This window comes from Streptomyces sp. NPDC003691 (genome assembly GCF_053981115.1).
Genome location: NZ_JBSFNQ010000187.1, coordinates 1 through 5,294 on the forward strand (window position 1 = coordinate 1; position 5,294 = coordinate 5,294).

Here is a 5,294-nt window from a genome sequence, read left to right on the forward strand (position 1 = left end):
CGACATCCGCGACGGTCAGGCAGGTCTCCTGGTCGCCGTCGTCGCGTCCCGACGCGACGACGGCACCGCTGTTTCCGGGGGCGAACCGCTAGAGTCAGCGGGATTCGGCGGGCACCGGCCCGCGGCCGGCCATGGAGTGCATCGTGCTCATCCCTCACGACACCAGGTACGCCCTCGACATGGTCGTCGGCCTGGTGAACACGGCGCCACAGGACGACCAGGACCAGACCGACGCGCTCGCGGACGTCGCCGCCCTCGAAGCCTTCGTCCAGGCCCATTCCATCAGTGATGTCGGCGAGCTGGGCGTCCGGGATCTGAAGGCGGTCCAGCAGGTCCGGGACCGGTTCGCCGAGATCTTCGCGGCCACCGACCGCCGGCGGGCCGCGGAGCTGGTCAACGAACTGGTCGCGGCCGCGGGCACCACCCCGCAGCTCACCGACCACGACGGCTACGACTGGCATGTGCACTACTTCGCACCCGGCGCCTCGGTGGGCGACCACCTGGCCGCCGACGGCGGGATGGCGCTGGCGTTCATCGTCGTCGCGGGCGAGCAGGAGCGGCTGCGCCGCTGTGAGGCGCCGGACTGCGGACGGGCCTTCGTGGACCTGTCGCGCAACCGCTCCCGGCGCTACTGCGACAGCCGGACCTGCGGCAACCGCCTCCATGTGGCCGCCTATCGCGCTCGCCGCAAGGAAGCGGCGAGCTGAGCCGCGGCGGACGGCCGCGGCCCTCGCGCACCCGCGGGGCGCCGGCGCTCACTCCGCCGCTCACAACAGGAACAGATCGTGGACGGCGGCCATGAGGAGCAGCACGCCGATCACCGTCAGGAAGATCATCAGCGGCGGCTGGGAGAGCGCGAAGAGACAGCCCCGGGGCTCCTGGGCTCGCTGCGTCGGCTCTGGTGTCGGTACGGGGGCCTCGCCCCGGGAGGTATCGAGCATCTCGGGGTGATGATGGCGCAGAGCGCGGCCCCAGGATCGCTCAACACTCATATGAGGAGCGGGAGTTCGTCACATCCCGCCCGGTGTCTCACCCACTGAGAAGTTCCGGCCGGGCGGTGCGGAAACCGGGGCCGCGCACTTCCGTCCGGATGCCGTGTGCTCCCGCGCGCTTCCGTCCGGATGCCGCGTACCTCCGTGCGCTTCCGTCCGGATGCCGTGCCGTGCTCGGATGCCGTGCGCTCAGATGCCGTGCTTCTTCAGGATCGCCTCGATATCGCTGAAGTCGTCCCCGGCACCGGCCCCCCGGGCCGGCTGCTGCCGCCCCTTCGGCTGCGCCGCCGGACGGGCCGGTTCCGCGGACCGGGTGCCGCCGAGCGCGGGCGAGGACGCGGCGGGCGCCACGGCACCGCGGCGGGCCGCCGCCTTCGCGGCCCGGCGCTCCTTGCGGCCGGGGATGCCCTTCCGCTTCTCGACTCCGCGGATACCCAGGAACATCAGCCAGGCACCGCCCAGCAGACCGAAGCCGAGCCATGCCGTCGGGCTGAAGGCCGTGTCCACCGCCCAGGCGACCGCGCCGGTGAGCACCAGGCCGAGCGGGACCAGGGAGTAGGCGGCGATTCTCGCCGCGGACAGGTACCGCTTCCGGTAGGCCGTGATCGCGGCGATGCCCAGGCCCGCCGCGGACACCGCGGAACATACGGTCTCGGCAATCATCCGGTCCTCCTGCTGGTGCGGCGCTGCTGGTGCGGCGTTCTTCGGTGGGCGTATTACGTGACGTCCCCATCCATCCTGCACCGACCAGGGGCCCGGGGGCCATGGCGGCGGGGGTTCTCAGGGTGATCTCGGGGGCGTGTTCATCCCCAGGTGCCGGTCCCGCCGCGGTCCCGGGCCCGGCGGACTGGGAGACTCGGCGTATGAGCGACCCCATCCCGTCCCCCGCTGCCGCGCCGTCCGCCGTCGTCCTGGACGTCTGGTGCGAACTGCAGTGCCCCGACTGTCTGACCGCCCTCACCGATCTGCGGGCTCTCCGCGAACGGTACGGCGACCGGCTGGACGTCCGGCTGCGGCACTTCCCGCTGGAGAAGCACAAGCACTCCTTCGCCGCGGCCCAGGCGGCCGAGGAGGCCGCGGCCCAGGGCGCGGGACTCCGCTATACCGGGGCCGTACTCGAAGGGGTGGCGGAGCTGGACCGCCGGGGCGAGGAGTTCCTGGTGGAGACGGCCCGTGAACTCGGTCTGGACGCGGACGAGTTCGATACCGCCCTGATCGACGGCCGGCATATCCTCGCCGTCGACGCCGACCACGCGGAGGGCAAGGCGATCGGGGTGACCGGTACGCCGACCTATGTCATCGGGGGCGAGCGCCTCGACGGCGGCAAGAGCCAGGAGGGCCTGCGGGCCCGTATCGAGGAGATCGCCGACCGTCTGCTGGCCGGATAGTTCCGCCGCGCGGCCGTCCTTCCGGCGCCGAGCGGTCAGAGCAGGGGCTTGACCCAGTGCACCTCGGTCGTGCGGTAGCCGAGGGCGGAGGCCAGTTTCAGGGCGGCGCCGTCGTCCGCCGGGACCGAGAGCGCCAGCAGCCGGGCCCCGGCGGCCAGGGCCGCGTCCTCGGCCCGGCGGACCAGGGCCCGCCCGTAGCCCCGGCCGCGCAGCGGGGCGCTGATGCCCGCCGTCGCGAGCCGGGCGCACTCTCCGTCCATGACCAGCTCGAACCGGCCGACCTCGGTGTCCCCGTCGAGCAGGACGCACCCCCCGTTCGGCCCCTCCGCGCGGGCCGAGAGGCCCTCGGGCAGGGCGGGCGGCCGGACGGCGAGGACCTTCTCCAGCTTCCGGCCGGAGCGGGTGTAGCCGAGGGAGGTGGCCAGTCGGGTCGCCGCCCGGGCGGCCGGGGGCACGGACACCCTGATCTCGTCGCAGCCCCAGGCGCGCAGCACCTCCTCGGCGGCGAGCGCGGCCACCGTCGCCCTTCCCCGGTGCCGGTCGGCCGGTTCGACGAAAAGCGACCGGAGTGTTCCGGTCCGGTGGGCCGGCGGGGTCAGGGTCGCAATCTCGACACCGCCGACCCGGCGGCCGTTGACACAGATGTCGTACGTACGTGAGCCGGCGCCGCCGGTTTCTTGCCGAACCGGCCCGGCGGGCCGCAGGGTGGTCGTCATCCGGGTGTTCTACCCATCCGGGGGCCGGTCCCCCACACGGTGCGCCGGGGCGCGGTGTCAGGGGAGCCGGGGGTCCGGGTCGGCGGCGGCCCGCTCGTCGAAGACCCTCATCGCCTTTGCCGTGACGGGCCCGGGCGCTCCGGGCAGGAGCCGGTCGTCGATCCGGTGCACCGCCTGTACGTCGCGGAGGCTGGAGGTCAGGAAGATCTCGTCGGCCCGCTCCAGTACGTCGAAGGGCAGGTCGGCCTCGACGGCCCCGGTCCACTCCACGGCCAGCGCCCGGGTGATGCCCGCGAGACAGCCGGAGGAGAGCGGCGGGGTGAGGAGCTCGCCGTCCACCACGACGAAGACGTTGGAGCCGGTGCCCTCGCACAGCTGCCCGACCGTATTGGCGAGGAGCGCCTCGGACGCGCCCTGCCCGGCTGCCCGGGCGAGGGCGACGACGTTCTCCGCGTACGAGGTCGTCTTCAGCCCGGCGACCGCCCCGCGCTCGTTGCGGACCCAGGGGACCGTGACGGCGGCGGTGCTGTCGGGGCGGCGCTCCTCGGCCGAGCCGAGGGCGACGACCAGGGTCGGTCCCGCGGTGCCGCGGTCGGAGCCGAGCGGCGAGAGCCCGCCGGTGTAGGTGATGCGGAGCCGTCCCAGCGGTACGGGGTCGGCGCCGAGGAGGGCGGCGCAGGCGCGGCGGATCTCGTCGAGGTCGGGGTCGGGCAGTCCGAGGCCGCGGGCGGAGCGGGTGAGCCGTTCCAGGTGGAGGGTGAGGGCGAAGGGGCGCCCGGCCACAGCCTTGACGGTCTCGAAGACCCCGTCGCCGACGGTGAGCCCGTGGTCGAGCACGGAGACCCTGGCTTCCCCGGCGTCCTTCGGCCCGCCGTCGACCCAAAGCTTCATCGCAACTGTCCTTCCACGCTGGTCGCGGCGCCCGCCGCCGCACCGCTCGCCGGACGTCCGGCGGCCGGCTCCGTTCCTTCGGGGCCCGCCGGGGCCGACGCTATCGCGAGCAGCCTGCCGGCCTTCAGCTCGGTCTCCGCCCACTCCCTTCCGGGGTCGGAGCCCCAGGTGATCCCGGCTCCGGTGCCGAACCGCAGCAGGGGGCGGCCGGGTCCGGTCCGGTCGATCCAGAAGGTGCGTATGCCGACGGCCAGCTCCCCCCGGCCGCGGTCCGCGTCGACCCAGCCGATACCGCCGCAGTACGGGCCCCGGGGGGCGGTCTCCAGCGCCTCGATGATCCGCAGGGCGCTGGACTTGGGGGCGCCGGTGACCGAGCCGGGCGGGAAGGTGGCGGCCAGGAGGTCCCGCCAGGTTCCGCCGGGCCGCAGTTCGCCGCGGACGGTGGACACCAGATGGACCAGGCCGGGGTGGGGTTCGACGGCGCACAGCTCGGGCACCGTGACCGTTCCGGTGGCGCAGACCCGGCCCAGGTCGTTGCGGACCAGGTCCACGATCATCACGTTCTCGGCGTGGTCCTTCTCCAGCAGGTCGGCCGCGGTCCGCCCGGTGCCCTTGATGGGCCCGGACTCGACGGCGCCGCCGGTGCGCCGCAGATACAGCTCGGGCGACGCGGTGGCGATCTCCACCCCGTGACCGGGCAGGCGAATCGTTCCGGCGAAGGGGGCGGGGTTGCCGCGGGCGAGCAGGGCGGTGAGCGCGTCGATATCGGCGGGCTCCCCGCCGGGCTCCGGCAGGGGCGCGGAGAGCACCCGGCAGAGATTGGCCTGGTAGACCTCGCCCGCCGCGATGTGCTCCCGGATCCGGGCGACGCCCGCGGTGTACGCCGGGCGGTCCAGGGAGGAGGTCCAGTCCCCCGCGGCGGGGCCGCGCCACCGTCCGGGGACGGGCGCGGGCACCGGCTCGCTGCGGACCTCGGCGAACCGGGCGCAGGTGAGCCGGCCCTCGAAGTCGGCGGCGACGGCCCAGAAGCCCTCGGAGTCGAGGGCCCCGGGGTCGTGGGTGACGTCCCGAAGTCCGGTGGCGATCAGATGCCCGAAGCGGGCGAGCGGAGGGTGGTGGTGCACGGTTCGAGTCTATGACCGGGGCGGATGGCAGCCGGATGGACGGGCGGGGCGCCCGGGACGGGGTCCCGGGGAGGCTCCGGCGGGGTCCCGGCGCGGCCCCCCGGAGCACTGCGGGACGAACACACGTCAGCACGCTGCGGAAACGCGTTTTTGTGCTGGCCCCGGAATCCGCTAGAGTTCAAC

7 protein-coding genes are annotated in these 5,294 nt (G+C 74.1%); 2 read left to right on the top strand and 5 right to left on the bottom strand.

The annotated features are described in order from the left end of the window. The first annotated feature begins 143 nt into the window (after window positions 1-143). Entirely contained in the window at window positions 144-707 is a 564-nt protein-coding gene (locus ACWDR0_RS34450; protein WP_456355779.1) for a CGNR zinc finger domain-containing protein, read from the top strand. Between the two features lie 60 nt (window positions 708-767). Here ACWDR0_RS34450 and ACWDR0_RS34455 read toward each other — a convergent pair whose 3' ends face one another. Together ACWDR0_RS34455 and ACWDR0_RS34460 are read right to left on the bottom strand one after the other, a co-directional pair. Further along, on the bottom strand, window positions 768-992 hold the full coding sequence (locus tag ACWDR0_RS34455) for a hypothetical protein (RefSeq protein WP_456355785.1): 225 nt from the start codon (window positions 990-992) through the stop codon (window positions 768-770). 189 nt (window positions 993-1,181) lie between these two features. After that, window positions 1,182-1,655, bottom strand: a complete 474-nt coding sequence (locus ACWDR0_RS34460; RefSeq protein ID WP_456355780.1) for a hypothetical protein — start codon at window positions 1,653-1,655, stop codon at window positions 1,182-1,184. A gap of 200 nt (window positions 1,656-1,855) precedes the next feature. Here ACWDR0_RS34460 and ACWDR0_RS34465 point away from each other — a divergent pair, with 200 nt between their 5' ends. Then, entirely contained in the window at window positions 1,856-2,380 is a 525-nt protein-coding gene (locus tag ACWDR0_RS34465; RefSeq protein WP_456355781.1) for a DsbA family protein, read from the top strand. A 35-nt stretch (window positions 2,381-2,415) separates the two neighbouring features. Here the strand turns inward: ACWDR0_RS34465 and ACWDR0_RS34470 are convergent, their stop codons facing one another. The 3 genes from ACWDR0_RS34470 to ACWDR0_RS34480 are packed head-to-tail and all read right to left on the bottom strand — an operon-like array spanning window position 2,416 to window position 5,111. Further along, complete coding sequence (locus ACWDR0_RS34470) at window positions 2,416-3,096, bottom strand: GNAT family N-acetyltransferase (protein ID WP_456355782.1); 681 nt, start codon at window positions 3,094-3,096, stop codon at window positions 2,416-2,418. Between the two features lie 57 nt (window positions 3,097-3,153). Then, window positions 3,154-3,987, bottom strand: coding sequence for an aminotransferase class IV (locus ACWDR0_RS34475; RefSeq protein ID WP_456355783.1), 834 nt, complete (start codon window positions 3,985-3,987; stop codon window positions 3,154-3,156). Next, window positions 3,984-5,111 (bottom strand): chorismate-binding protein, encoded by a 1,128-nt coding sequence (locus tag ACWDR0_RS34480; RefSeq protein WP_456355784.1) that lies wholly within the window; start codon window positions 5,109-5,111, stop codon window positions 3,984-3,986. The genes ACWDR0_RS34475 and ACWDR0_RS34480 overlap by 4 nt, the downstream gene beginning before the upstream one ends. Window positions 5,112-5,294 lie beyond the last annotated feature (183 nt).

Excerpts from the sequence above, each read along its gene's own strand:
- ACWDR0_RS34455 (WP_456355785.1), bottom strand. The coding sequence starts at position 992 with ATGAGTGTTGAGCGATCCTGGGGCCGCGCTCTGCGCCATCATCACCCC.
- ACWDR0_RS34460 (WP_456355780.1), bottom strand. The coding sequence starts at position 1,655 with ATGATTGCCGAGACCGTATGTTCCGCGGTGTCCGCGGCGGGCCTGGGC.
- ACWDR0_RS34465 (WP_456355781.1), top strand. The coding sequence starts at position 1,856 with ATGAGCGACCCCATCCCGTCCCCCGCTGCCGCGCCGTCCGCCGTCGTC.
- ACWDR0_RS34470 (WP_456355782.1), bottom strand. The coding sequence starts at position 3,096 with ATGACGACCACCCTGCGGCCCGCCGGGCCGGTTCGGCAAGAAACCGGC.
- ACWDR0_RS34475 (WP_456355783.1), bottom strand. The coding sequence starts at position 3,987 with ATGAAGCTTTGGGTCGACGGCGGGCCGAAGGACGCCGGGGAAGCCAGG.